A 26,956-nucleotide genomic window follows, 5' to 3' on the forward strand; every position below is an offset into this window, starting at 1 on the left:
ACTTTCGTCTGTAAACAGTGATTAGTTTACAGAATCTTTCAGCGTTTTACCTGCTTTGAAAGATGGAATATTTGCTGCAGCAATTTCGATTGTTGCACCAGTTTGTGGATTACGACCTGTGCGAGCAGCACGCTCACGTACAGAGAAAGTACCAAAACCAACAAGTGCGACAGAATCACCTTCTTTTAATGCATTTGTTACTGAGCCGATGAATGAGTCTAGAGCGCGGCCAGCAGCAGCTTTAGAAATGTCAGCGCCTGCAGCGATTTCGTCAATTAGTTGAGACTTGTTCACAATATCATCCCCTTACATTGTTGTAGATGCCAGCGTTTGAATTATTCTTTTTTACAAACGCTGTTTTTATTATCCTAGATAAGGCACGCGAGCATGACTTTCTAAATTTAAATTCGTTGTAAGCCTAGGCCCTACAAGGGCTAGGCTTAAAAACCAGTGCCTAACTTAGCATACCTCTTCGATTTGAAAAGCCCTTTACAGCACTTTTTTTACGATTTTCATGCTTTTTTTTCAGTTTCGATTGAAAAAGTATCAATCGGATTAACTAAAGCTAACTCAAGCACTTCATCGATCAATTTAACTGGATGAATTGATAAGCCTTCGACAACGTTTTGAGGGATTTCTTTTAAGTCACGTTCATTATCTTTCGGGATAATAACGGTTTTAATTCCGCCTCGATGGGCCGCTAAAAGTTTTTCTTTTAAACCACCAATAGGAAGGACTTCACCACGTAACGTAATTTCCCCTGTCATCGCAACTTCTGAACGTACAGGATTACCCGTGAGACTTGAGACTAAACAGGTCACCATGGCAATACCCGCACTTGGCCCATCTTTTGGTGTTGCGCCTTCAGGAACATGAACATGAATATCGCGTTTTTCATGAAAATCAGCATTAATACGCAATTTATCAGCGCGGCTTCTCACGACAGTCATTGCCGCTTGAATCGACTCTTGCATCACATCGCCTAATGAGCCGGTATAAGTAAGTTTGCCTTTACCAACAACAGCGGCACTCTCAATGGTCAGTAAATCGCCACCGACTTCAGTCCATGCAAGACCGGTAACTTGACCTACGCGATCATCACCTTCGGCTTTACCATAATCAAATCGTTGAACACCAAGATACGTTTCTAGGTTTTCTTGATTGATTGTGACATTACTGACCCCTTTGGTAAGCAAGATTTCTTTAACGGCTTTACGGCACAACTTAGAAATTTCACGCTCAAGATTTCGTACGCCCGCTTCACGAGTGTAATAGCGAATGATGCCTATAATGGCACTCTCTTCGATAGTAATTTCTTTCGCCTTCAGTCCATTACGCTTAATTTGCTTAGGTACTAAGTGCTGCATCGCAATATTGAGTTTTTCGTCTTCGGTGTAACCAGCTAAACGAATCACTTCCATGCGATCTAATAACGGCCCTGGTATATTAAAGCTATTAGATGTGGCAACAAACATTACATCAGATAAATCATAATCGACTTCAAGATAATGATCGTTGAATGCTGTATTTTGCTCAGGATCGAGTACTTCTAATAAGGCTGAAGCTGGATCTCCTCGCATATCCGATGACATTTTATCAATTTCATCAAGCAAGAATAGCGGGTTTTTCACGCCAACTTTAGACATGTTTTGTACGATTTTACCAGGCATCGCACCGATATAAGTACGACGATGACCACGAATTTCAGCTTCATCACGCACGCCACCAAGAGCCATACGAATATACTTACGGCCTGTTGATTTCGCAATTGATTGACCCAGTGATGTTTTACCCACACCTGGAGGACCAACAAGACATAAAATGGGCCCTTTGAGTTTATTCGTGCGTTGTTGCACTGCTAAATACTCAATAATTCGTTCTTTTACTTTTTCAAGACCATAATGATCGGCATCAAGCACTTGTTGTGCTGCCGCGAGATCTTTTTTCACCTTCGAGCGTTTCTTCCAAGGAACGCCAATCATCCAGTCAATATAAGAGCGAACCACCGTAGCTTCTGCAGACATTGGCGACATCATCTTTAACTTATTCAGTTCAGCGCGAGTCTTATCTGCCGCTTCAGCTGGCATAGCTGCTTCTTCAATTTTCTTATTGAGTGTTTCAAACTCGTCAGGTACTTCGTCAAGTTCACCAAGCTCTTTTTGAATCGCTTTCATTTGCTCATTCAAATAATACTCGCGTTGACTCTTCTCCATCTGCTTTTTCACTCGAGAGCGAATTTTTTTCTCAACTTGCAGTAAGTCAATTTCGCCTTCCATCACGGCCATTAAATACTCTAATCGCTCTGTAACATTGGCGATTTCAAGTACTTTTTGCTTCTCTGGCACTTTCAATGGCATATGCGCAGCCATTGTATCAGCTAAGCGAGCTGGCTCATCAATAGAAGAGACTGAAGTCAGGACCTCTGGTGGGATTTTTTTATTCAGTTTGACATAGCCTTCGAATTGACTAATTGCACTACGAATAAAAATATCTTGCTCTTGTTCAGGAATATCATCTGACACTAAGAACTGAACATCCGCCATAAAAAATGCGTCTGTTTGAGTAAACTGGTTTATTTGCGCGCGCTGAGTTCCCTCGACCAGCACTTTGACCGTGCCATCAGGTAACTTCAACAATTGCAGAATAGTTGCAATAGTACCTACCTGGAACACATCGTCGCTTTGGGGTTCGTCAATAGCAGCATCTTTTTGTGCTACAAGAAAAATTTGTTTGTCGTTCTCCATTGCCGCTTCTAAGCATTTAATGGATTTCTCTCGGCCAACAAATAACGGTATAACCATGTGTGGATAAACCACTACATCCCGTAATGCTAACACTGGAATCTCGACACAGTCCGTACGTTCTAGCGTCATTATTATTCTCTGGTACTTGGTTAAAAAATTAAGACTACTTGAGTATATGGGGATATTATGCGTAAAGATCAACGGTTTTATTAAAAAAGGAGCCTTTGGGCTCCTTTTTGATTAATAATAAAACAATCTATTCTGAAGCTGCTTTATCTTGATGCGTATTTTCGTAAATCAAAATAGGATCTGATTCACCACGGATAACCGTTTCATCAATAACAACTTTGCTGACCTCTTCCATCGATGGTAGTTCATACATAGTATCCAGCAATACACCTTCAACTATTGAACGCAAACCACGAGCACCAGTCTTTCGATCCATCGCTTTTTTAGCAATTGCTAATAAAGCGTCTTCTCTGAACTCAAGCTCAACATCTTCCATCTGGAATAATGCGCCATACTGTTTAGTTAGGGCATTTTTTGGTTCATTTAAAATCTGTACCAATGCCGCTTCGTCCAGTTCAGTTAAAGTAGCAACAACTGGTAGACGACCAATAAACTCTGGTATTAAACCATATTTTACTAAATCTTCAGGTTCGACGTCTTTAAACGATTCACTAATCGTGCGCTCTGCTGCAGATGATTTAACATCAACACCAAAACCAATCCCTGTATTTTTAGTACTGCGTTGCTCAATCACTTTATCAAGCCCCGCAAAAGCACCGCCACAGATAAACAGAATTTTAGAAGTATCAACTTGCAAGAATTCTTGTTGTGGGTGCTTACGGCCCCCTTGAGGTGGAACAGATGCGACTGTGCCTTCAATGAGTTTTAATAACGCTTGTTGGACGCCTTCACCAGATACATCACGTGTAATTGATGGATTATCAGATTTACGTGAAATCTTATCGATTTCATCAATGTAGACAATACCACGTTGTGCTTTTTCGACGTCATAATCACACTTTTGCAATAGCTTTTGAATGATATTTTCAACATCTTCACCGACATAACCCGCTTCAGTCAGCGTCGTTGCATCAGCCATTGTAAATGGAACATCAAGTAATTTGGCCATTGTTTCTGCAAGTAATGTTTTACCACTACCAGTTGGACCAATCAGCAATATATTACTTTTACCTAATTCGATATTTGATGATCTATCTTGGTTTTTCAAGCGCTTATAGTGATTATAAACAGCAACAGATAAAACTTTTTTAGCATGATCTTGACCGATTACATAATCATCAAGATGGCTGCGAATTTCTTTTGGCGCTGGCAATTTTTCTGCCGCACTTGCTTTAGGTGCGATGTCTTTGATCTCTTCCCTGATGATATCATTACATAATTCAACGCATTCATCACAAATGTAGACCGAAGGACCAGCAATCAGCTTGCGTACTTCATGTTGGCTTTTACCGCAGAAGGAGCAATACAATAGTTTGCTGCTCTTGTCGCCGTCAGTACGATTATCGGACATTAAGCTACCTCATTCATTACTATTTACTATCCTATAGCAGTAAATAGTCTGGTTAACAAACTTACTTTAAATCTCGCTGAGTCAGTACAGCATCAACTATGCCATATTCAACTGCTTGGGCTCCACTCATGAAATTATCACGATCAGTATCGTTGGCGATCACGTCGTATGGTTGGCCTGTATGTTCAGCAAGTAAGCGATTTAATTTTTCTTTTATAGACAGAATTTCACGGGCATGAATTTCAAAATCTGATGCTTGACCTTGGAAACCACCTAGTGGTTGATGGATCATGACACGCGAATTAGGTAAGCAAAAACGTTTGCCCTTTGTGCCGCCTGATAATAAAAATGCGCCCATGCTGGCAGCTTGGCCCATACACACAGTGCTGACATTCGGTTTAATAAAATTCATCGTATCGTAAATTGCCATACCTGCAGTTACAGAACCACCCGGCGAATTGATGTAGATGAAGATATCTTTTTCAGGATTCTCTGACTCTAAAAACAGAAGCTGCGCCACAATCAAGTTGGCCATATGGTCTTCAACTTGCCCTGTTAAAAAGATAACGCGCTCTTTTAACAGTCGCGAATAAATATCATATGAGCGCTCACCTTTGGCTGTTTGTTCAACAACCATCGGGACTAATGCGTTTAGGGGATCTGTCACACTATTTAACATTATTATAGATTTCCGTATTCGCTAAGATTATACCATTGATAGTAAAATGGCCCGAGTATCACCAAAAAAGTGATACACGAGCCATTTAAACTTTTGCAGAGTTTTAAGTCAATGACTTATTGTGCTGCTTGCGGATTCATAATGTCATCAAATGCCGCATTTACTTCTGCAACTGTTGCAGCAGCAAGGATAGTCTCAACTGCTTGCTCTTCCATTGCTACATTTTGCATTTGTTGCATTAATTCATTATTAGATTTGTAATATTCAACAACTTCTGTTGGATCTTCATAAGCAGAAGCCACTGTCGCGATCAGTGCTTCAACTTTAGCATCATCAACTTTGATTTCGTTTGCTTTAATTACTTGGCCTAGTAATAAACCTGTCTTAACGCGTTTTGCAGCTTGCTCTTGGAACAATTCAGCAGGAAGCTCAGGCATATTTTGAGCGTTGCCACCGAAACGTTGTGCAGCTTGCTGACGTAATGCATCAATCTCTTGTGAAACAAGAGCAGAAGGTGCATCAACATCGTTTGTTTCAAGTAAACCAGCGATTACTTGCTCTTTTACTTTACCTTTGATCGCTTGATCTAGCTCACGCGTCATGTTGCGCTTAACTTCTTCTTTAAGTGCGTCAACGCCGCCTTCAGCTACACCGAATAGTGCTGCGAATTCTTCGTTTAACTCTGGTAATTGCTGCGCTTCAACTTTCTTCACTGTGATAGTGAATTGTGCCGCTTTACCTTTTAAGTTTTCTGCATGGTATTCTTCAGGGAAAGTTACATCAGCAACCACTTCTTCGCCTGCTTTTTTACCTACGATATTATCTTCAAAACCTGGGATCATACGACCTTGACCAAGTTCTAATGGGAAATCTTCAGCTTTACCGCCTTCGAATACTTCACCGTCGATAGTACCAACAAAATCAATTGTTACACGATCATTTTCAGCTGATGCTGCATCTGACTCTGCCCATGTAGCGTGTTGCTTGCGTAATGTTTCTAACATTTTTGCAAGATCAGCATCAGTTACTTCAACAACTGGCTTCTCAACATTGATTTTTTCTAAATCTTTGATTTCAACTTCTGGATAAACTTCAAAAGTTGCAGAGAATTCTAAGTCTTTACCTGCTTCTAATGCTTTAGGAGCAAAAGTAGGTGCACCTGCAGGGTTTAATTTTTCAGCGATAACTGCTTCGTAATATTTACGTTGCATTAACTCACCAGCCACTTCTTGACGAACTGCAGCACCGTAACGCTTATTAATGATTGACACAGGAACTTTACCTGGACGGAAACCATCAATGCGTTGAGTTTTTGATAGTTGTTGTAAGCGTTTTTTTACTTCAGAGTCAATGTTCTCAGCTGGAACAGTGATGGTCAGACGGCGCTCAAGGCCCTGAGTCGTCTCAACAGAAACTTGCATGATTTACCTCAATCTTCGTATTTTTTGGCGTAGAAACGCCTTCCTTAAACACAATGGCAAGCACTGTGCTCACGCCCGATGGACGCATTCTTATTAAACAAATAGACGCGGCATTATAACGCAATATTTGCTTTAGTCGAGTATAGGAATTAATTATTTAAGCTAAGAAGTTAAATTTTTGAAAAATAGGAAATTTATAAAATATTAAGATGGGGAATTCGTACTAAAAGTGGTCGGCGATGCAGGATTTGAACCTGCGACCCCTTGGACCCAAACCAAGTGCGCTACCAAACTGCGCTAATCGCCGAACATAGAGAAGTGATGTAAAAAGTGGTCGGCGATGCAGGATTTGAACCTGCGACCCCTTGGACCCAAACCAAGTGCGCTACCAAACTGCGCTAATCGCCGAACATAGAGAAGTGATGTAAAAAGTGGTCGGCGATGCAGGATTTGAACCTGCGACCCCTTGGACCCAAACCAAGTGCGCTACCAAACTGCGCTAATCGCCGAACATAGAGAAGTGATGTAAAAAGTGGTCGGCGATGCAGGATTTGAACCTGCGACCCCTTGGACCCAAACCAAGTGCGCTACCAAACTGCGCTAATCGCCGAACATAGAGAAGTGATGTAAAAAGTGGTCGGCGATGCAGGATTTGAACCTGCGACCCCTTGGACCCAAACCAAGTGCGCTACCAAACTGCGCTAATCGCCGAACATAGAGAAGTGATGTAAAAAGTGGTCGGCGATGCAGGATTTGAACCTGCGACCCCTTGGACCCAAACCAAGTGCGCTACCAAACTGCGCTAATCGCCGAACATAGAGAAGTGATGTAAAAAGTGGTCGGCGATGCAGGATTTGAACCTGCGACCCCTTGGACCCAAACCAAGTGCGCTACCAAACTGCGCTAATCGCCGAACGTGTTTTTTTACATTTTAAAACGTTGTGTGAATGGGGTGGCTGATGGGGATCGAACCCACGACAACCGGAATCACAATCCGGGGCTCTACCAACTGAGCTACAGTCACCGCTACACAAAAATGGCGCACCCGGAAGGATTCGAACCTTCGACCCACGCCTTAGAAGGGCGTTGCTCTATCCAGCTGAGCTACGGGCGCATTTTACTTCGCAAGTGCTTAAAGTGGTCGGCGATGCAGGATTTGAACCTGCGACCCCTTGGACCCAAACCAAGTGCGCTACCAAACTGCGCTAATCGCCGAACATAGAGAAGTGATGTAAAAAGTGGTCGGCGATGCAGGATTTGAACCTGCGACCCCTTGGACCCAAACCAAGTGCGCTACCAAACTGCGCTAATCGCCGAACATAGAGAAGTGATGTAAAAAGTGGTCGGCGATGCAGGATTTGAACCTGCGACCCCTTGGACCCAAACCAAGTGCGCTACCAAACTGCGCTAATCGCCGAACATAGAGAAGTGATGTAAAAAGTGGTCGGCGATGCAGGATTTGAACCTGCGACCCCTTGGACCCAAACCAAGTGCGCTACCAAACTGCGCTAATCGCCGAACATAGAGAAGTGATGTAAAAAGTGGTCGGCGATGCAGGATTTGAACCTGCGACCCCTTGGACCCAAACCAAGTGCGCTACCAAACTGCGCTAATCGCCGAACATAGAGAAGTGATGTAAAAAGTGGTCGGCGATGCAGGATTTGAACCTGCGACCCCTTGGACCCAAACCAAGTGCGCTACCAAACTGCGCTAATCGCCGAACATAGAGAAGTGATGTAAAAAGTGGTCGGCGATGCAGGATTTGAACCTGCGACCCCTTGGACCCAAACCAAGTGCGCTACCAAACTGCGCTAATCGCCGATACTTCTGTTATAACTGAGCACTGCTCTGTGACAACGGGGTGCATAATAGTGATTTGGCTGGTTCAGGTCAAACACTTTTTCAATAAAAAATTTCAAGTGCTTAATTTTAAAGCAGAGTGCTGATTTTTTATAGCTTTTGAGTATTTTAGCAGCAAAACTTTTCATATCTACTTAATGCTAACTTGGCGTACAAGACCTTTCATGAGAAAATGTCGCTCGCTCTAGTAATAACCCCAATTTAAAAGGTCAACCATGACGGCAAACATCATCGATGGTAAGGCGATTGCAAAGCAGGTTCGAACATCTGTCGCGCAACGTGTGGAACAACGACTGGCACAGGGGCTTCGCGCACCTGGCTTGGCTGTTGTATTAGTCGGCGCAGATCCTGCGTCACAAGTTTACGTAGGTTCAAAACGTAAAGCCTGTGAAGAAGTCGGCTTCGTATCTAAATCTTATGACTTACCAGGCGACACATCTGAACAACAACTATTAGAGCTTGTTGATACACTTAATACCGATCCTGAAGTCGACGGCATTCTTGTACAACTTCCCCTTCCCGCAGGATTAGATGCTGAAAAAATCTTAGAGCGTATTACTCCTCTTAAAGATGTCGACGGTTTTCATCCATATAACATCGGGCGTTTAGCACAGCGTATGCCTGCACTTCGTCCTTGTACTCCAAAAGGGATCATCACGCTTTTAGATTCAACTGGTGTGCGTTATAAAGGAATGGATGCTGTTGTTGTTGGTGCATCAAACATTGTGGGCAGACCAATGGCACTTGAACTTTTATTAGCCGGTTGTACAACTACAGTTTGTCATAAATTTACGCAAAATCTTGAAGAGCATGTTCGTCGTGCCGATCTAGTTGTCGTCGCGGTTGGTAAGCCTGCATTTATTCCTGGAGAGTGGATTAAAGAAGGCGCTATCGTCATTGATGTGGGTATCAATCGTTTAGAAGATGGTAAATTAGTCGGTGATGTGGCTTATCAAGTTGCTGAACAACGCGCTAGTTTCATTACCCCTGTTCCAGGTGGTGTTGGACCCATGACTGTTGCGAGTTTAATCGAAAACACCTTAGAAGCTTGTGAGAATTACCACAGTTAATAGACGCTACTAAATAGTATAAAAAAACGCGAATTGCCTTTAAGGGAATTCGCGTTTTTTTAACTGTTACTTTTGAAGCTAACCTAATTGATTGGTGAAATATCAAGGCTAACCATAATGCTTAGCCTTTCACAAATGAACCATTTATGTTTTTAACTGGTTAATTTACTTAACAGCCTTCCTGCTTCTTGTTGGACTTCTTCAGGCCCATTATCAATGACATCTTGCACCGCTTTTCGTGCATTTTCTAAGTCTTCAATTTCAAGATAAGCCCGCGCTAAATCTAACTTAGCTGAAAACCCACCACTTTCGTTATCAACATCCAATCCTTCTTCATCAGCAAGCAATTGGTCAAAATCACCCAAACCGACATCCATACTGACTTTATCGTAAGGTTCATCTTCTGGTATTTGATCATCACTTTCTTCAAGTAATTGTTCAATATCAAGATAATCCCCATCATCGTTAAGGTCATCTTCGTCATCTTCGTCATCTGTTAATGGTTCATCATCTAGAGATTCATCTGCTAGCAAATTATCAAAATCAAGCTCGAACTCTTCGCTGTCACTATCAATCTCTTCATCATCACCTAGCTCACTTAACAATGAATCAAAATCTGCGTGCTCTAAAGAATCAAGCAAGTCAGCTTCTAATGGAATTTCATCAAGCTCATCATCTATAAGAGGCGAACTTTCGACTGACTCATTAAGAAGATCATTGAGTGGTTCATCATCTTGCTCACCATCAATATCATCAAGTTGTTGCTCTGTACTTAATAAATCGGCTTCCAGATCTGCGATAGACTGTCCCTGCTCGGTCAACTCATCAAATGCATCACCTAAACCGATCGACTCATCGTCAATATCTTCTTCAAGTGAGAGATCATCATCTAAATCGGTAGCGAGTTCAGATTGGGCTAATGACTGAGCAAGATCCCGCTCTGCTTGAGAGGTATCGCTCTCGCCCATTTCTAATTCTGCTAACGCATCATCGAGTTCTAGCTCAGGGTATTCCTCCAGCTCAATACTGGGTGTATCTGCATGGGCTTGCTCTAACTGTTCATCAAAATTAATTTCAAGGTCGGCTTCAGTCTCTAACTCAAGATCAACATCCTCAAGCTGAAGATCTTCTTCGACGACGATATCATCGGCATCAAGAAGTGGATCATCGCCTAAATCAACATCATCTAACTCAGCCGCAAGTTCAAACGAGTCTAATTCATCAGCTTCGAAGTTATCAGTATTTTGATAAGGCTCCTCAGTTCCAACTTCATTCTCGTCACCCTTAGGCGCTGATTGCTCTGCCAGCTGATCATTTGCGTCTGTCTGTACATCCGCTTCAAGCGATTCATCTTGCTGCTCTGTCTCGGTAGCACCTGGCTGCGCTAAATCATCTTGTTCGTTATCTTTAGAATACTCAACTTCTTCAACATCGGCTGCCTTGTCCGCAGCGGCAGTTTCTTGCTCATCAGCTTCAGCGCTATCGTCAGGAACTTCTGATAACAAGTCATCTAAATCATCTTCTTCAACATCAGCTGCCTCGTCTGCAACGACCGCTTCTTGCTCATCATCTTCGAGATCTAAATCATCTAACAAACCATCAAGGTCGTCGGACTCACTCTCCTCTGCAGATTCAGGTTCAACGTCTAACTCATCAACTTTAGCGTTATCGTCAGCGACTTCTGATAACAAGTCATCTAACTCATCTTCTTGAACATCAGCTGCCTCATCCGCAGCAGCCGTTTCTTGCTCATCATCTTCAAGATCTAAATCATCTAACAAACTATCAAGATCGTCGGACTCATCGTGCTCTGCAGATTCAGGTTCAACGTCTAACTCATCAACTTCAGCGTTATCGTCAGCGACTTCTGATAACAAGTCATCTAACTCATCTTCTTGAACATCAGCTGCCTCATCCGCAGCAGCCGTTTCTTGCTCATCATCTTCAAGATCTAAATCATCTAACAAACTATCAAGATCGTCGGACTCATCGTGCTCTGCAGATTCAGGTTCAATGTCTAACTCATCAACTTCGGTATTATCGTCAGCGACTTCTGATAACAAGTCGTCTAACTCATCTTCTTGAACATCAGCTGCCTCGTCTGCAGCGGCCGGTTCTTTCACATCATCTTCAAGATCTAAATCATCTAACAAACCATCGAGGTCGTCAGACTCATCGTGCTCTGCAGATTCAGGTTCAATGTCTAACTCATCAGCTTCGGCGCTATCGTCAGCGACTTCTGATAACAAGTCATCTAAATCATCTTCTTCAACATCAGCTGCCTCGTCTGCAGCGGCCGTTTCTTGCTCATCATCTTCAAGATCTAAATCATCTAACAAGCCATCGAGGTCGTCAGACTCATCGTGCTCTGCAGATTCAGGTTCAATGTCTAACTCATCAGCTTCGGCGCTATCGTCAGCGACTTCTGATAACAAGTCGTCTAAATCATCTTCTTCAACATCAGTAACCTCGTCCGCAGCGGCAGTTTCTTGCTCATCATCTTCAAGATCTAAATCATCTAACAAGCCATCAAGATCATCGTCCTCTGCCGATTCAGGTTCAACGTCTAACTCATCAGCTTCGGTATTATCGTCAGCGACTTCTGATAACAAGTCGTCTAAATCATCTTCTTCAACATCAGTAACCTCGTCCGCAGCGGCAGTTTCTTGCTCATCATCTTCAAGATCTAAATCATCTAACAAGCCATCAAGATCGTCTGACTCAATATCCTCTGCTGATTCAGGTTCAACATTTAGCTCATCAGCTCCGGTATTATCGTCAGCGACTTCTGATAACAAGTCGTCTAAATCATCTTCTTCAACATCAGCAGCCTCGTCTGCAGCGGCCGTTTCTTGCTCATCATCTTCAAGATCTAAATCATCTAACAAGCCATCGAGGTCGTCAGACTCATCGTGCTCTGCAGATTCAGGTTCAATGTCTAACTCATCAACTTCGGTATTATCGTCAGCGACTTCTGATAACAAGTCGTCTAAATCATCTTCTTCAACATCAGTAACCTCGTCCGCAGCGGCAGTTTCTTGCTCATCATCTTCAAGATCTAAATCATCTAACAAACCATCGAGGTCGTCAGACTCATCGTGCTCTGCAGATTCAGGTTCAATGTCTAACTCATCAACTTCGGTATTATCGTCAGCGACTTCTGATAACAAGTCGTCTAAATCATCTTCTTCAACATCAGTAACCTCGTCCGCAGCGGCAGTTTCTTGCTCATCATCTTCAAGATCTAAATCATCTAACAAACCATCGAGGTCGTCAGACTCATCGTGCTCTGCAGATTCAGGTTCAATGTCTAACTCATCAACTTCGGTATTATCGTCAGCGACTTCTGATAACAAGTCGTCTAAATCATCTTCTTCAACATCAGCTGCCTCGTCTGCAGCGGCCGTTTCTTGCTCATCATCTTCAAGATCTAAATCATCTAACAAGCCATCAAGATCTTCGGACTCATCGTCCTCTGTAGATTCAGGTGCAACATCTAAATCATCAGCTGCCTCGTCCGCAGCGGCAGTTTCTTGCTCATCATCTTCGAGATCTAAATCATCTAACAAGCCATCCAAATCGTCAGACTCATTTTCTTGCTCATCTGCTGAGTCATCTTCTTCTGGAGCATTATTTGCCTCAGCTAACATTGCATCAATGTCATCTAAGTCATCAAGAGCTGACTCATCGCCATCGAAGCTACTATTTAATAAGTCATCAACTTCATCATCGGACGCGATACCTGTTGAAGCATTACCATCAAGTAAAGCATCAATGTCATTGTCATCAGAAACAACATCAGTTGGCGTACTCAATTCATCCATGAGCCCATCAATATCGTCTTCTTTGACTGAGTCATCCGGCTCTAGCTCTTCAGGAATATCAATTTCGATATCGGTATCTGGAAGTAAATCATCATCAGCAGGGCTATCAAAATCTTGCTGAAGCAATGCATCAATATCATCATCAGCTAATACATCCGTGCTCGCTTCAGTCTCTGGTAAGTCAGGCACGAGATCATCTAATTCATCCGAACCATCATCAAAGACAAGGTCATCACTTAACAAACCATCCAGTTCATCTTGATTCAGTAAAGAGTCACCATCCATGTCGTCAATGTCGAGCTCTGGTTCATCTTCTTCATATAGAATATCGTCGGGTTCAGGTAAGATATCATCACTATCGAGCTCATCATCCAAGCGGATAGAGTCATCAAGTAAGTCATCTAAACTATCATCAGTAAGGTTATCATCCGCTAGGCTGTCATCCATTGACATAAGATCGGGCGTATCATCAACCTCAAACGGAGGTGGAGGCGGCGCTGGAGCCATGGGTGCTGGCGTGTCAAACATAGGTTCAGGCTGAGGCTCTGACTTATTTCGGTTTCGGACAAATAAGAATCCACCCACAATAATAAGAATCGCCGGAATACTCGAGAACAAGGCGATATAAAGTGGATCAGAGAACACTTTTCCCCAATCTGTGCCTTGTTCTTCTTGTGCTAACTTAGCCTTTTGCATTGCAAGTTCTTCATTTTGCAATGCAAGCATTTCTCTAAGCTGTTGTTGTATTTTACTATCGTTGCCTAGCTGCGCTTTAACAAGTTCGAGCTCTTGTGAGATGAGCTCAAGCTGAGATTTCAGTTTGTTATTTTCAGCTAAAATCGCCTCAGCATTACCCACTGAAGATTTGAATTTTTGTTGTAAATCAACCAAATTATCGTTTTGAGTTTGTTTTAATTCATTTAACTCTTTTTTAATTTCAAGCTTGGCCTCTTCCACATCAGATTGGCGCGCCTGTGTCACTTTCTTTTCGACTAAATTAATTTCATTTGAATCTAATGTGCCACTTTTCTTTTTCTCCCACAGCTCATCATCTTGATCTGACTTTTGTCTTGCCAATTCAGGTTCGATACTACGGATTTCGCGCATTGAAGGGATTTTTAAATAAGCGCCATCACGGATGTGATTGATATTTTTATCTAAGAAAGAATCTGGGTTTTTTTCATACAGAGCTTGCATGACTTGATAAATTGTTACTGAGTTATCAGGTCTGACTTTTACTGCGATCCGCCATAAGGTGTCGCTCGACTTTACCGGCCCATACGCTCGGCCTTGTTCACCGTAATCAACCCCCTTTGGGCCTTTTAACCGAGTGCCTTCATCAGCAGAACTTAGTGGCATAAGTAATACTGACATTAAAAGTAAAATTGAGGATAAACCGCGCATGCTATTCCTTTACTTTCTGAAAAATATTCGTGTATTGAACTGAGAATACACAAACTTGGTTATTATAATTTTGCAAGCTTTGTTCCAATCTCAAACTATAAACCAGATGATCACGAATATCCATTGAAAGACTTTAAAAATGAACACCTTAGATATTAAATAATTATTTATAGAGCAAAAATAATAAATTAGCTCAATTGCCACCTTCATCTTCTAGCGGCAATAGTTGGTACAACGTTCATTTTATTGCTGTAAAAACAACAAAACAGGCACAAAGGCCTGTTTTGTTGTTTTTTCTAACTCAAGGCCAATATAGTGCTAAGCCTTTGCTAATTTGATTTATTTATAGGTAAATTTCGATTAACTTTTCAGCTATTTGAACACTATTTGTTGCTGCACCTTTACGGGTGTTATCCGACACAACCCACATATTTAGTCCTTGAGGGTGACTGATATCAGCACGAACGCGACCTACATAAACAGTGTCATTACCGCTGGCATCACTCACAGCTGTTGGATAGTCATGCTCATCTTCAATTAATTCAACCCCAGGAGCCTCGCGCAATAATGACTTAACATGCTCAAGATCATACGGCATACGCGTTTCTAAATGGATCGCTTCTGAATGACCAAAAAAGACCGGTACTCTCACCGCTGTTGGATTGACCGAAACAGTTGAATCACCAAGAATTTTTTGCGTCTCATTGACTATCTTCATTTCTTCTTTGGTATAACCATTTTCAGTGAAGTCATCAATTTGTGGGATCACATTAAACGCGATTTGCTTAGGAAACACTTGGTTGTCCATTGGGCGGGCATTCATGAGGTTAGCCGTTTGTTTTGCGAGCTCATCGACGGCTTCTTTGCCTGCGCCCGATACGGCTTGATACGTACACACATTAATGCGATCAATACCATACGCATCATAAATAGGTTTGACAGCAAGCATCAGCTGAATTGTCGAACAATTTGGATTGGCAATAATATTGCGATTACGGTAATCCTCTAAACTGTGTGGGTTCACTTCCGGCACTACTAGCGGAATTTCAAAATCATTGCGAAACGCTGATGAGTTATCAATCACAATGCAACCTGCGTCAGCAGCAATCGATGCATATTTGAGTGAGGCTTCACTCCCAGCAGAAAAAATGGCAATGTGCGCTTGGCAAAAGTCAAATAACTCAACATCTTGCACTTCAATGTCTTGACCTTGAAATTTGATATCTTCACCTGCACTTCGGCTACTTGCCAGCGGGAATAATGACCCGACAGGAAATTTACGATCCGCTAAAGTTTCAATAATTTGACGACCGACAAGGCCAGTAGCACCTAAAATAGCTACATTGTATTGTTGAGACATAATGAAAATACCTTATTTAAGTAACGCTGTATTGCTCGTTGTAAAGCCTAGCTCAGACAACATTAAAGCTTGTTCATCCGTCGCGCATTCTAGGGTCAAAGCTGAAAATTCACGGCGAATGGGATAATTTTTACGTAAGAAGTCAAAACCCTTCTTTTGTAATTCGGCGCGCACAATACCATCATCTCGTCGAATATCATAAACACTATGCACTAACTGGGGCAGGTTTTTGACTTCAAATGAAGCAGACACTGTCATATTGGTTATCGCAGGAGTGGGTAAAAAGTCGCTTAATTGTAATTCAGCAGGTGTATCAAGCTGTGCACTTAAAGCTTGATAAAGCATTTGTGTGCCTCGCGCTTTGCCCTCAAGCGTATGCCCTGCAATATGAACCGAGGCAAAATCGACCTTATCTAAAAGCTGTGTATTGATTGTCGGTTCATTTTCCCACACATCAAGTACCACATGATGCTGATGCGGCTCAGATAAATACGCGTTTAGTGCCAGATTATCAATCACATCACCACGGCTCGCATTAATCACAATCGCATTTGGTTTAAGTGAACTTAACGTTTGCTCGTTAAGTAAATGTTTTGTCGCATGGGGGCCATCTTTTATTAACGGCACGTGAAAACTAATCACATCAACCTGCTGAAATAATTGCGATAATTCAACAAACTGAAGTTCTGGATATTGCTCTTGAACAAATGGGTCACATAATAATGTCTTGATTCCAATTGCTTGTAACTTACGATGCAATCGGATCCCAATATTACCAACCCCGACAATACCGACGACTTTATCTGACAATTCGAAATGATATTGCTGCGATAACGCACACAAAGCACTAATCACAAATTCAGCCACTGCCACCGCATTACAGCCCGGCGCATTGGTAAACGCGATATTACGCTTAGCGAGTTCATCTTGATCGACATGATCAGTACCGATAGTGGCGGTTCCCACAAATTTAAGTTGATCAGCAAAACGAAGTAATGCTTCATTAACTGGCGTAACCGAACGAATAAGTAAAATATCCACACCCTTTAACTGTTCCGCAGTCAAAGAGCGACCATCAAAACGCGTAACGTGACCAAGGTGAGCGAAGTACTCTTCAACCAGTGGCATGTTTTGATCGGCTAAAATCTTCATTTAAATATCCTTTATGTGCGTATCGCTGCATTGTAGCGGAGATAACTATTTGAAACAGCCCTTTAAACAACAAAAAAGGCCGCTCAACGCGACCTTTTTGTCAGTATATAAACGGCAACTTAGCCTTTATATTTTTGCATCACTAACGTGGCGTTTGTGCCACCAAAGCCGAAGCTATTCGACATCACAGTATTCAGTGCTACATCACGCTTTTCTGTCACGATATCAAGCCCTACCGCTTGCTCGTCAAGCTCATCAATATTAATTGATGGTGCTACAAAGCCATTTTCAAGCATAAGAAGAGAGTAAATTGCTTCGTGAACACCAGCGGCACCTAACGCATGACCTGTCATAGCTTTAGTTGCGCTGATTGCAGGTGATTTACCACCAAATACTTCTTGAATTGCACCTAACTCTTTCACATCACCAACTGGTGTCGACGTACCATGAGTATTTAAATAATCAATTGGTCCTTCAACGGTAGCCATTGCTTGTTGCATACAACGAACCGCACCTTCGCCAGAAGGTGCAACCATGTCATAACCATCAGAAGTCGCGCCATAACCAACGATTTCTGCATAGATGTGTGCACCGCGAGCAAGAGCATGTTCCAGCTCTTCAACAACAACAATACCGCCACCACCAGAGATAACAAAGCCGTCACGATTCGCATCATAGGTACGCGAAGCTTTTTCTGGGGTTTCATTGTACTTAGTTGATAACGCACCCATCGCATCAAATTCCATTGCAAGTGTCCAGTGAAGCTCTTCACCGCCACCAGCAAAAACAACATCTTGCTTACCTAATTGGATTTGCTCAACCGCATTTCCGATACAATGTGCAGATGTTGCACAAGCAGAACTGATTGAGTAGTTAACGCCTTTGATTTTAAAAGGGGTTGCCAAACATGCAGAAGCAGTACTGGCCATAGTACGAGGGACCATGTATGGGCCCACGCGTTTAACGCCTTTTTCGCGTAAAATATCGGCTGCATCAACTTGGTGCTTAGATGAACCACCACCTGAACCTACCACAAGACCGGTACGAGGGTTTGATACTTGCTCTTCGTTTAAACCAGAATCTTCAATAGCTTGTGCCATGGCAATGTACGAATATGCCGCAGCATCCCCCATAAAGCGTAATGCTTTACGGTCAACAAAATCAGCCACATTGATATCAACTGCACCACACACTTGACTGCGAAGTTTGTATTGCGCAAATTCTTCGTTGTATTTAATACCTGAACGACCAGCTTGAAGAGATTCTAGTACTTGTTGTTTATCATTACCGATACTAGATACAATACCGATCCCCGTAATTACGGCTCTTTTCATGGGAGTTCCCTTAGTTACAAACTCAATTGCGCGCTATTTTACGTGCAAATATATATTAAACTGGTCAGCTTTCAGCTGTTATTGACCATTAGATGTTAAAAGTGTTGCAAAAAAAATATTTTTTTATGATTTAATTACCTAGTTCAATACTAATAACTCTAATAATTCAAAGTACTTAGTAAGATAATCATATTAAAAAATAAATTAAAGTAATTACCCTAAAAAACTTAAATTAATTCTTTTGTACCCCTTCACAAACCTGCGATGAACGACTTTTAATCATAAAAACGACCGTTTGATCAGTTTTAGCTGCGAGCCAAAGTTAAAAAAAGTATCATAATGGCCATTCTCTGACTGATATTTAATCACGCTATCCATCATGATAAAAAACGCTCCAATCGAATTTAATGAACAAGGCACGCCTGTATCCACCCAATTTGACGATGTATATTTTTCAAATGAAAATGGGTTGCTCGAGTCAGATTATGTTTTTTATCAGCAAAATGATATTTCTCAGCGCTTATTAAACCATGATAACGCCAGATTTGTAATCGCAGAGACAGGCTTTGGCACAGGGCTAAATTTTTTAAATACTTGGTATCAATTTAATCTCCAACACGATAAAAGTGTGCAGCAACTGCATTTTGTATCATTTGAAAAATACCCAATATCTAAAACACAACTTATTGAAATATTAAAACAATGGCCAACGTTGACGTGCTATGCTGAACAGCTCACCTCACTTTATCCGACTTCGCTAAAAGGTTGCCACCGCCTTGAATTTCAACAAGGTCACATTATTTTGGATTTGTGGTTTGGTGATGTGCAAGATGGGATTAACAATATGCCTTATCTCTCGCAAGGTTGGATAGACGCTTGGTATCTGGATGGGTTTGCGCCCAGTAAAAACCCAGAGATGTGGCAGCAAAGTTTGTTTAATGAAATGGCTCACCTTGGGCGAGCTGGCTGTACTTTAGCCACATTTACAGCTGCAGGTGATGTTCGTCGAGGCTTGATTGAAGCTGGCTTCACTGTATCAAAACGAAAAGGATTCGGTAAAAAAAGAGAGATGCTCGTCGGTGCACTCACAAGCCCAACAGCTAAAAGTAATGCAACGCCATATTTTATGCGCCCAGGGCATACACCTAAAAAAGTAGCCATTATTGGAGGTGGCATAGCCGCTGCCAATATAGCATTGGCATTAGCAAAAAAAGGACTTGAGTTTGATGTATTTTGCCAAGCCGAAGCCTTAGCAAGTGAAGCATCGGGCAATCAGCAAGGTGCGTTGTACCCTCATATTCAAGTTGATGTCAGTAACAGCAGTGAGTTTTTTGCCCACGCTTTTTACTATGCTCGGCGCACCTATGATCAGCTGTTGCAGTCAGGCCATCACTTTGATCATCAATGGTGCGGGGTTCTCCTACAAGCGGTCAAACCTGCAAAACTAGCTTTTCAGGAGAATTTACTGACTAAGCAGCATTGGCCAACATCTTTAATTTACGGGGTTGATGAAAAAGAAAGCGAAATAATAAGCGGCGTACGCACACCTTATCGAGGTTTGTTTATCCCTGATGGAGGCTGGATCAACCCCCCTTCACTCATTCAGGCTTTATTTGATGCAGCTTACAAATGTGTGCCTTTCTCGCTTCATTTAAATTGTGAAGTGCAACAACTCCATAACCACAACAATCAGTGGCAATTACAGACATCACTCGGTGATTTTACTAATTATTCCCATGTGGTGATAGCATGTGGCGATCAAAGCCATCAGTTTAAACAAAGCGCCGAATTACCCTTAGTGCCAGTACGAGGCCAAGTGTCGCAAATCAACGCAACTCACCACTCTAAAACGCTCAAAACGGTATTGTGTCACAAAGGGTATTTCACGCCTCATTATCGCGATCAGCATTGTATGGGAGCGACATTTGATAAAGGCGAGAGCAACACTGAAGTCAGAGAGTCTGACAATCAGCTCAATTTCTCTCAGTTTAATGATTTTTACGCACAATGTGATTTTGCCAGCGAGCTAAGCACTATCGATTCAGCAAAAGCCGCAATACGCTGTACGGTTATTGATCATTTACCTCTAGCAGGACAAGTGACTGACTCCGAGCAGTTTGCCCTTAGCTTCGCCCCCATCAAAAAAGGTCAATATCACAGCTTTTTACCTTATCATTCCAGTCAGCCTGGTTTGTATAGCTTGACGGCACTTGGCGCTCGGGGTTTGTGCAGTGCACCGTTATTGGCCGAAATGATTGCCTGTGAAATGTTAGGTTATCCACTGCCCGTCTCAAAGCGTGTCGCTGATGCGCTTCATCCGGCCCGTTTTAATTTTCGTCAACTAAAAAAAGGCCATTAAAAGTTGCGCTAAAACAATTCATCGCGGCTCAGATGAGCATATACTGACAACTAATATGCTTACACGAGTTTATGGAGATAGAAGTATGAGCCGCACAGTCGCAGAAATCATGACATCTGATGTTGTTAGCTTAAGTAGCACAGCAAGCATGTATGATTTACATCAGATGATGAAAACACACAACATCCGCCATATTCCCATAGTCGATGATACACGCTTTGCCGGTGTCGTGACCCAAAAGACAGTATTAGCTAAAGTGATGTATTTACTTGATATCCATGGGTCTTCTTGCTTGAGCAAAGAAGAAAAATCGATTAATGTGATGTCGTTGATTGACAAAGATGTGGTGTTTGCCAGCCCTGATATGCCACAAATAAAAGCGGCTGAGTTCTTTGTTAATAATCGCCACGGTTGCTTGCCAGTGATTGATAGTCAAGATCGTTTGCTCGGAATTGTGACTTCATCGGATTTTGTTCGATTAGCGCTTAAATTATTACAATAGGAATCATTATGTTGAAACGCGCTTTATTTCCTGTGTTGCTTTGCAGCGTATTAGGTTTGGCCAGTCCAAGTAGTTATGCCGATCTAACACAGGTTCCCTTGCCTGATAATTTTGATGTTAGGATGAAGCTCGATGATGAATACCCGATGATCCTAACCGGCTATGTAAAAAGCACCGCTGAAGGTGTAATGCAGTTCTATTTTGCTCAGTTAGGCGATCCCATCAATATGGTTGAAGATATCGGTCGCCAAACACTGTTTTATAAACAGTCATCACAGTCAATAAAAATTAGTGTTTATCAACAAAGTGACTGGACGGAAGTGAATGTTATGGTGACACAGTAAACCACTCAGCTTGGTTTACTGCTTCGCAATCTGAATAACCACTCGACGGTTTAGTTGACGACCCAACACCGTAGAATTGGGTGATATGTGTCGTTTTTCTCCAAACCCCTCAACCTCAACTCGTTGATCTTCAACACCCATTTCTGTCATATAGTTTTTAATTGATAGCGCTCGTTTTTTAGATAACTCATCATTTAAATATCGGCCACCGTAGCTATCGGTATACGCAGCAATAAGCACAGATTCTATATTGGGGTCATTTTTTAAATACTCACCAATTTTATTTAGGCGTTTTTTTGATTGCTTGGTTAATTCGCTGGAGTTTTTTTGATAACTCAGCACAGTAAAGGCAATATCTTCAAAATTGTAAGCGAGCATTTGATCGCGACACTGTAAAAATTTTAAATAGTTATCTCGAAAATTGACTGCAGATAATGCAACTTTGACTTTATCTTGTTCGTTTCGCCAATCTTGATAATACAAAGTTGGCATGTTGCCTTTTTCAAGTTCAGATAACATTAACCAAGCCGTTTTATTTTCAGCTTCAGCGTCAAATTGTTGTAATAGCTTCAACGAAGCCAGCTCTGTACTGCGATAACCAGGCTTCCAAGGAGGAGGTACCGATTTAATCGCTGCCATGCTATAGCCTTCTGGCTGGATCAACATATCCACTGTAAAATTTAATGGTTTCGCTTTACTGGCCTGTGTTGTAAAAATAACTTGACCATAATAAGGGATCGCGTGGGCGAGTTCACACGACAGGCGAGTTGTTTTCTCATTGAACCACGTTGAGTTTTCTGGGTTAGCTGAATACGCCTGCACAGCCCCATGGGACGTCACGCTATAAAGCATTAACCCAATCGCCAATGAAAGATAACTAAACTGAAGCATTGTCGCCTGTTCCTATACATTTCAACATAAAAATAAATGATCCTAATAAGCGCTTTTTTCAAAACATCATTCCATTTAATACCATGCAAATTACTTGCCGATTATTAGGTATGACTAACAAGTAACCGGTATAACATCTAAAATTCAAATACAGCGCTTTATCTAGGTTATTTAACGGCCGCTTGCACCCTCTTTTTAGGGTTGTCAGTTAATAGTGATAGATTAACTGGCATTTGATGATAATTTTTTGACATAATGCCCCCCTATTTTGTGCTAAAAAAAGATAATTATGGCTGATACTGAGCAAACTTTATTTTCAAAACGCTTTCGTGGCTTTTTTCCTGTAGTCATTGATGTAGAAACTGCTGGTTTTAACAGCCAAACTGATGCTTTGCTCGAAATAGCTGTCACCACATTAAAAATGGATGACCAAGGGTTACTGTCTCTCGACTCCACATTGCATTTTCATATTCAACCGTTTGAAGGGGCAAACATTGAACAGGCAGCCATCGAGTTTAATGGCATTGATCCCTTTAGCCCGCTAAGAGGTGCCGTAGAAGAAGTTGATGCCTTTAAAGAAATATGTAAATCAGTGAGTAAAGCGCAAAAAGCAGCGGGTTGCCAACGCACCGTGATTGTTGCTCATAATGCGTCATTTGACCAAGGTTTTGTCAATGCAGCCCTTGCCCGCACGAAAATCAAACGAGTTCCGTTTCACCCCTTTGTCAGTTTTGACACCACTTCATTAGCCGGTTTAGCATTAGGACAAACGGTATTAGCTAAAGCTTGCCTTACAGCTGGCATTGACTTTGACAACAGCCAAGCACATAGCGCGGTATACGATACCGAACGTACCGCTGAGCTTTTTTGTCATATTGTCAATAAATGGCAGCAGTTAGGTGGCTGGCCAATGGTGAGTGCAGACGATGAACAAGTAGAGACTTCAGTTAAAACGTCTGAGTAATTTTACCTTCTGATACCCGCACTAAATGGGGCGGGTATATTCTTGAAAACGATTTAACATCTTTTGCGATTTGTAATTCAACACCTGGGTGCATTAACTCATTGATGGTGACACGGCTTGTTTTAAGCAGTGTTGCGAGTTTTCGTTTTAACGTTTCTTTATTTCGATAAACATGCTTGAGCTTCAATATTATTTGCTCGTCACTGGCGGCTATTTTATTCAAATAAAGCTGTTTTTGCTGTTTTGATGGGATTTTTTCTGCTTTTTTACGCGCTTGTTTCAAAGCATTTGCTTTACTATTTAAGCTTTTTTCGAGTTCACTCAATGCTGATTGCTTATCTCTGAGTTCATGCCAATATTGCGCCAGCTGAACATGTGTTTTAGTCCCCGATGGAGCTCCTAACTCGCCGGTTTCAACACGTAAGGCATTAATGATCCGCCCACCAATTATTTTCCCTCGTGGCTTTTCACCTTTTCCCACCCGAATTAATCGATTCGATGACAATTCACAATGAAGCGCTTGGCGATCAATCATTAAATCTTGGCCACTTGATACTTGCGAATACTGAGCATATCCTAATGAAATAGTCCCTTGTGCTTTGATAATACAGGTAAAGTCTTCACCCTCTTCTCGTTTTCGGCCAATCGCTCCTTGGACTATTGTAATGACAGAGTTTGATTCAAGCGTGGCTGATTCAACAAAACCCAGCACAGTGATATCACCCGTAGCTTTGACTTTCATCCCATCTTTTACATCGCCAGAAACAATGACACTGCCATCAAACTCTACATGCCCAGTTGTTACATCAATATTGTCATAACAAATAACATCATCGACTCGCATACCACGAGTCAAGGCTACAGGCACACCTACAGCGTCAGCGACTAAAATATTAGGATTACTTGGGTCAAGTGCTGTGCCATCCATCACTTGCAATGCGAAATCTCGTCCAGGTTTTGCAGGCAAAGCATCACCAAACACGGTAAACCCATCTTCGCCTTTAGTTGGCGGAACACGCTGCATCAAAGGTGCCCCAGGATTGACTGTAATGATGGCACCTAAATTTCGCATATCGACTTTACCATCAGCTTGTACCTGAGGGCTCAAAATCCTATCTTGCGCGGTCGCACACAAGCGCACAAACTTAGTATCATCACCATCTTTAGCACGCCGACCGTGTGCAATAATCGCTGAATAACTATCACCGGCTGCAGTTTCAAACTGACGGCCTAAAAACTCTTCTATAGCTCGGCTACTGATCCCCTTTTGTACACCAGCTTGCTGTAAAGCGGTTTTCACAACATCAAAATTGGCAATTCCTCCCCCTTGGGCTGCAATTAAGGTTGCTTCAGCGCTCATATTCGTTTCATCTACCCGAATTGAAACTTTAGCATCAAGGGCTTTTGCAACAATAAATGGAGGAGATAATGTGAGCTTAGCATCAGCAAATAATGCGCGTATGACAGAGATATCATATTCAAATTCGCAATAAACTGACGCATCAAGGGCATCTATAAGCTGAGCAGCAGATGCTGGAAAACCAGATTGGACAGGATGTTGTAATAACATAACCTGTTTAGATTGATCATCGAACTCAAACAAAGACATTAGCAACCTACTTCTAATACAAAAGGGCTAAATTGTTTTACAATTTAAAGTAGGTTCATTTGAGCACACCTTAACAGAAAAGTTAAGTGTTAGTTTTTTGATAACTATAAAACAATAAAAGTGAGCTTAAACAATACGTTAAAAACTCACCTTCAGTAAAATGCCATCTAGTACTTATGCCTTACTAGATCTCAAATTTAGACGTCGCATCCAATAAATTATCTGATAACGTGTGAAGATTCATCGCGACCTCTCGCACCTGCGCTAATGATCCTAGCGTGTCCTCAAATGAGCGATGCATATTTGACACATTATCCACCACCATTGCTGCCACCGATGTTTGCTCTTCTGTTGCCGCTGCAATTTGCGCATTCATACCATTGATAGCCAAAATCTGTTCTGAAATCTTCTGAATCGAACCGCCGGTTTCTTGTGCTGCATCAGCATTATTTTTTGCCATATCACGCGCGGTATTCATCGCACTCACAGATACATTCGCAGCCCCTGTTAATGCAGTCAGTAGCTCTCGAATTTCATTGGTTGATTTTGCAGTTCGAGAAGCAAGCTCACGGACTTCGTCAGCTACCACAGCAAACCCTCGACCTTGCTCACCTGCACGAGCGGCCTCTATGGCAGCATTGAGGGCCAATAGGTTTGTTTGCTCTGCAATAGACGTGATTACATTTAAAATTTGGCTAACATTTTGAGTATCGTTTGCCAATTTATCGATAGTAGCCGAAGCACTGTCAATTTCATCACTCAAGGCTTGTGAGGTATCGACTGACAACTTGATTTGTTTAAGACTTTGCTCCACTTCTCGTTCAGCGGTTTGCGCGGCCTGAGCAGCACTCGCAGCAGAAGATGAAATATCACCAACACTTTGTTTCATCTCCTCCATCGATTGACGGACAACCTCTGCATCTCTGGTTTGCTGATTAGTTGCGCTTTCAGCCTTTTCCATCCCTTGAACAAGCCGAGTTGAGTTTTCCATCAAAGGTTCAACCACAGCCATAATATTCATTACCGCAGCCTTCAGTAAGGCCATAAACCCGTTAAAGTTAATAGATACTTGGCCTATTTCATCACCTGAACGAACAGCAAGTTGAGAGCTTAAACTCCCACCTCCGTTTGCTAGTAACTGTAAAGAGCGAGCTGCATCACTTGCTGAGTGACCAATCCCTCGAGCGATAAATATAGCTAATATCACTAGGCCTGCGAGCAAGACGATACTAATCGAAAGCATCATGAACATTGCATCATGTGAGCGGATTTGCGTACTTTCTACTAATTCGATAAAACGATCGTCTGCTCGTGTTTGAATCGTTTTAAAACTATCGAGTAGGGTTTCATATTTTTTTGTTTTTTCTTGAGCATCTTGCTGGATTTTAGAAAAATCTGCGGTGCCATCAATCATACCTGAAGCTATTTTTCCTGATATAGCAGCATATTCTTGCAGCTGCTTATTTTCTTGACCGTGATAAGAACTGTCGAGTCGCGCTAGCTCTGTTAAGTTTTCCTCAATTATGGCTGCAGTATTTTGCGCTTGAGTGACCAATTCTTCATCACCAAATGTCACCGCTTGAGTATAAAGCTCATTCAGTTTTTCTAAATAAAACTTATTAGCTGTCGCAAGCTGTACCACTTTAAATGTTGTACTTTCAAGCTCCTTAAGGGCTTTTTCATTGTCCATCATCGCAGAGTAATTAATTGCTGAGGAAATTAAAAAAACCAAAACAGCCAGGCTGGTAATAGCGTGAATTTTTTTAGTAATGCTTAAATTGCTAAAGCTGAACCCAGATGACATAGAGTGTCCCCTCAATTTTTGCCATGAATGTATTAATACTTAGCTAAATGTAGTCTAAGTCTTGAGATTTATTATAAAAAAAATAACAAAATTTG

17 protein-coding genes and 16 tRNA genes are annotated in these 26,956 nt (G+C 41.9%); 5 read left to right on the forward strand and 28 right to left on the reverse strand.

The features are described 5' to 3' along the window. Window positions 1-21: 21 nt before the first annotated feature. The 21 genes from hupB to PULV_RS09025 form a co-directional block, all read right to left on the reverse strand. Window positions 22-294, reverse strand: a complete 273-nt coding sequence (gene hupB, locus PULV_RS08925) for a nucleoid-associated protein HU-beta (protein ID WP_086743738.1) — start codon at window positions 292-294, stop codon at window positions 22-24. Window positions 295-512: 218 nt separating this feature from the next. Further along, entirely contained in the window at window positions 513-2,873 is a 2,361-nt protein-coding gene (lon, locus tag PULV_RS08930; RefSeq protein WP_086743739.1) for an endopeptidase La, read from the reverse strand. Window positions 2,874-3,000: 127 nt separating this feature from the next. Then, on the reverse strand, window positions 3,001-4,284 hold the full coding sequence (clpX, locus tag PULV_RS08935; protein WP_086743740.1) for an ATP-dependent protease ATP-binding subunit ClpX: 1,284 nt from the start codon (window positions 4,282-4,284) through the stop codon (window positions 3,001-3,003). A 61-nt stretch (window positions 4,285-4,345) separates the two neighbouring features. Then, entirely contained in the window at window positions 4,346-4,963 is a 618-nt protein-coding gene (clpP, locus tag PULV_RS08940) for an ATP-dependent Clp endopeptidase proteolytic subunit ClpP (protein WP_086743741.1), read from the reverse strand. A gap of 116 nt (window positions 4,964-5,079) precedes the next feature. Then, window positions 5,080-6,384 carry a trigger factor gene (gene tig / locus PULV_RS08945; protein WP_086743742.1) on the reverse strand — a complete coding sequence of 435 codons (1,305 nt, stop codon included), beginning with the start codon at window positions 6,382-6,384 and terminating at the stop codon, window positions 5,080-5,082. A gap of 230 nt (window positions 6,385-6,614) precedes the next feature. After that, window positions 6,615-6,691 (reverse strand) — tRNA-Pro (locus PULV_RS08950). A gap of 24 nt (window positions 6,692-6,715) precedes the next feature. Then, window positions 6,716-6,792 (reverse strand) — tRNA-Pro (locus PULV_RS08955). A 24-nt stretch (window positions 6,793-6,816) separates the two neighbouring features. Beyond that, a tRNA-Pro gene (locus tag PULV_RS08960) sits at window positions 6,817-6,893 on the reverse strand. A gap of 24 nt (window positions 6,894-6,917) precedes the next feature. Then, window positions 6,918-6,994: transfer RNA gene (locus tag PULV_RS08965), tRNA-Pro, on the reverse strand. Between the two features lie 24 nt (window positions 6,995-7,018). Continuing rightward, window positions 7,019-7,095: transfer RNA gene (locus tag PULV_RS08970), tRNA-Pro, on the reverse strand. A gap of 24 nt (window positions 7,096-7,119) precedes the next feature. Further along, window positions 7,120-7,196, reverse strand: a tRNA-Pro gene (locus PULV_RS08975). A gap of 24 nt (window positions 7,197-7,220) precedes the next feature. Further along, window positions 7,221-7,297: transfer RNA gene (locus PULV_RS08980), tRNA-Pro, on the reverse strand. A gap of 35 nt (window positions 7,298-7,332) precedes the next feature. Continuing rightward, window positions 7,333-7,408 (reverse strand) — tRNA-His (locus PULV_RS08985). 13 nt (window positions 7,409-7,421) lie between these two features. Beyond that, a tRNA-Arg gene (locus PULV_RS08990) sits at window positions 7,422-7,498 on the reverse strand. Between the two features lie 24 nt (window positions 7,499-7,522). Further along, window positions 7,523-7,599 (reverse strand) — tRNA-Pro (locus PULV_RS08995). A 24-nt stretch (window positions 7,600-7,623) separates the two neighbouring features. Continuing rightward, window positions 7,624-7,700 (reverse strand) — tRNA-Pro (locus PULV_RS09000). A 24-nt stretch (window positions 7,701-7,724) separates the two neighbouring features. Then, window positions 7,725-7,801: transfer RNA gene (locus tag PULV_RS09005), tRNA-Pro, on the reverse strand. Window positions 7,802-7,825: 24 nt separating this feature from the next. After that, window positions 7,826-7,902, reverse strand: a tRNA-Pro gene (locus PULV_RS09010). Window positions 7,903-7,926: 24 nt separating this feature from the next. After that, a tRNA-Pro gene (locus tag PULV_RS09015) sits at window positions 7,927-8,003 on the reverse strand. A 24-nt stretch (window positions 8,004-8,027) separates the two neighbouring features. Next, window positions 8,028-8,104: transfer RNA gene (locus PULV_RS09020), tRNA-Pro, on the reverse strand. 24 nt (window positions 8,105-8,128) lie between these two features. Further along, window positions 8,129-8,205 (reverse strand) — tRNA-Pro (locus PULV_RS09025). 254 nt (window positions 8,206-8,459) lie between these two features. Between PULV_RS09025 and folD the strand changes: the two genes are divergently transcribed. Next, window positions 8,460-9,314 (forward strand): bifunctional methylenetetrahydrofolate dehydrogenase/methenyltetrahydrofolate cyclohydrolase FolD, encoded by an 855-nt coding sequence (folD, locus tag PULV_RS09030; RefSeq protein ID WP_193331507.1) that lies wholly within the window; start codon window positions 8,460-8,462, stop codon window positions 9,312-9,314. Between the two features lie 152 nt (window positions 9,315-9,466). Here folD and PULV_RS09035 read toward each other — a convergent pair whose 3' ends face one another. The 4 genes from PULV_RS09035 to fabB form a co-directional block, all read right to left on the reverse strand. Then, window positions 9,467-14,542 (reverse strand): FimV/HubP family polar landmark protein, encoded by a 5,076-nt coding sequence (locus tag PULV_RS09035; RefSeq protein ID WP_193331508.1) that lies wholly within the window; start codon window positions 14,540-14,542, stop codon window positions 9,467-9,469. Between the two features lie 343 nt (window positions 14,543-14,885). Beyond that, window positions 14,886-15,902 (reverse strand): aspartate-semialdehyde dehydrogenase, encoded by a 1,017-nt coding sequence (locus PULV_RS09040; RefSeq protein ID WP_193331509.1) that lies wholly within the window; start codon window positions 15,900-15,902, stop codon window positions 14,886-14,888. A gap of 12 nt (window positions 15,903-15,914) precedes the next feature. Further along, the gene (locus tag PULV_RS09045; protein WP_086743746.1) at window positions 15,915-17,054 is read right to left on the reverse strand and encodes a 4-phosphoerythronate dehydrogenase; all 1,140 of its coding nucleotides are present in this window, start codon (window positions 17,052-17,054) and stop codon (window positions 15,915-15,917) included. 119 nt (window positions 17,055-17,173) lie between these two features. Continuing rightward, window positions 17,174-18,388 carry a beta-ketoacyl-ACP synthase I gene (gene fabB / locus PULV_RS09050; RefSeq protein ID WP_086743747.1) on the reverse strand — a complete coding sequence of 405 codons (1,215 nt, stop codon included), beginning with the start codon at window positions 18,386-18,388 and terminating at the stop codon, window positions 17,174-17,176. A gap of 379 nt (window positions 18,389-18,767) precedes the next feature. Between fabB and mnmC the strand changes: the two genes are divergently transcribed. The 3 genes from mnmC (at window position 18,768) to PULV_RS09065 (ending at window position 21,593) form a co-directional block, all read left to right on the forward strand. Continuing rightward, window positions 18,768-20,747 carry a bifunctional tRNA (5-methylaminomethyl-2-thiouridine)(34)-methyltransferase MnmD/FAD-dependent 5-carboxymethylaminomethyl-2-thiouridine(34) oxidoreductase MnmC gene (mnmC, locus tag PULV_RS09055; RefSeq protein ID WP_086743748.1) on the forward strand — a complete coding sequence of 660 codons (1,980 nt, stop codon included), beginning with the start codon at window positions 18,768-18,770 and terminating at the stop codon, window positions 20,745-20,747. 85 nt (window positions 20,748-20,832) lie between these two features. Beyond that, window positions 20,833-21,249 carry a CBS domain-containing protein gene (locus PULV_RS09060; protein ID WP_086743749.1) on the forward strand — a complete coding sequence of 139 codons (417 nt, stop codon included), beginning with the start codon at window positions 20,833-20,835 and terminating at the stop codon, window positions 21,247-21,249. 8 nt (window positions 21,250-21,257) lie between these two features. Next, window positions 21,258-21,593, forward strand: a complete 336-nt coding sequence (locus tag PULV_RS09065) for a hypothetical protein (RefSeq protein WP_086743750.1) — start codon at window positions 21,258-21,260, stop codon at window positions 21,591-21,593. Between the two features lie 15 nt (window positions 21,594-21,608). On the opposite strand, the gene PULV_RS09070 is transcribed toward PULV_RS09065, so the two are convergent. Then, window positions 21,609-22,484, reverse strand: coding sequence for a flagellar protein MotY (locus PULV_RS09070; RefSeq protein ID WP_086743751.1), 876 nt, complete (start codon window positions 22,482-22,484; stop codon window positions 21,609-21,611). A gap of 289 nt (window positions 22,485-22,773) precedes the next feature. On the opposite strand from PULV_RS09070, the gene rnt reads away from it, so the two are divergent. Further along, complete coding sequence (gene rnt / locus PULV_RS09075; protein ID WP_086743752.1) at window positions 22,774-23,448, forward strand: ribonuclease T; 675 nt, start codon at window positions 22,774-22,776, stop codon at window positions 23,446-23,448. Here the strand turns inward: rnt and PULV_RS09080 are convergent. Both PULV_RS09080 and PULV_RS09085 read right to left on the reverse strand, forming a co-directional pair. Continuing rightward, on the reverse strand, window positions 23,432-25,057 hold the full coding sequence (locus tag PULV_RS09080; protein ID WP_086743753.1) for a DUF342 domain-containing protein: 1,626 nt from the start codon (window positions 25,055-25,057) through the stop codon (window positions 23,432-23,434). The genes rnt and PULV_RS09080 overlap by 17 nt on opposite strands. A gap of 184 nt (window positions 25,058-25,241) precedes the next feature. Beyond that, window positions 25,242-26,861 (reverse strand): methyl-accepting chemotaxis protein, encoded by a 1,620-nt coding sequence (locus PULV_RS09085; RefSeq protein WP_086743754.1) that lies wholly within the window; start codon window positions 26,859-26,861, stop codon window positions 25,242-25,244. Between the last annotated feature and the right edge of the window lie 95 nt (window positions 26,862-26,956).

Origin of the sequence: Pseudoalteromonas ulvae UL12 (assembly GCF_014925405.1) — a bacterium.
Taxonomy (GTDB): domain Bacteria; phylum Pseudomonadota; class Gammaproteobacteria; order Enterobacterales; family Alteromonadaceae; genus Pseudoalteromonas; species Pseudoalteromonas ulvae.